Raw genomic sequence first — 686 nt, 5'->3', positions numbered from 1 at the left:
GATGGCAGCATTGCGCAGCAGCGCATCGATCTGCTGCCCACCGAACGGGAGTGGATCCAGCGCAATCCGGTTGTGACCCTGGCCACCCAGCAGTTTCCCCTTTACGGCTTCAGGACCGGCGACGGCCGCTGGGCGGGCCTGAGCATTGACATTCTGGCGCGCATTTCTCGCATGACCGGCCTGCAATTTGTTCATAAAGAGGCGTTTTCAACCGTGCAAATCCTCGACATGCTCAAAAGCGGCGAGGCGCAAATGAACTCAAGCCTCTCCAGAAGCCGTGAGCGCAAGGCCTTCCTGAACTTCACCCACTCATACGGCGGGGCACCCTGGGTGTTTGTAGTGCGCGTCAATGATTCCCGGCTGGGCTCGCTGAGCCAGCTTGCCGGCAAGGTCCTGGTGCTGCCGGCCAGGCATGCCCTTGAAGACTACATTCGGCGTGAATACCCCGCAGTCACCCTGCGTCTGGTTGAGACCTATGCCCAGGCCCGTCACGCGGTGGCCAATGGCGATGCGGATGCGACGATCCAGACCGAGACGCAGGCCTATCTGTATCCGCCGGGGCGGTTGAAAGTCGGGCGCAGTGTTGAAGGGCAATGGGCGGCCGCCACTTTTTCGGTACCAGCCCGCTACCCGGAGCTGTTCAGCATCATGAACAAGGCCCTGGAGGCCATCCCCGTGGCCGATAT

General features: G+C 61.5%; 1 protein-coding gene. It reads left to right on the top strand.

The window, feature by feature from the left end:
- Positions 1-686 (top strand): transporter substrate-binding domain-containing protein (locus HBO11_RS28435; protein ID WP_170059071.1); only part of this gene is annotated, 686 nt, incomplete at both ends.

Source organism: Pseudomonas sp. WS 5010 (assembly GCF_012985565.1).
Classification (GTDB): Bacteria; Pseudomonadota; Gammaproteobacteria; order Pseudomonadales; family Pseudomonadaceae; genus Aquipseudomonas.
The sequence above is the reverse complement of the archived record's forward strand: the minus strand, read 5'-3'. Positions and strand labels throughout refer to the sequence as shown.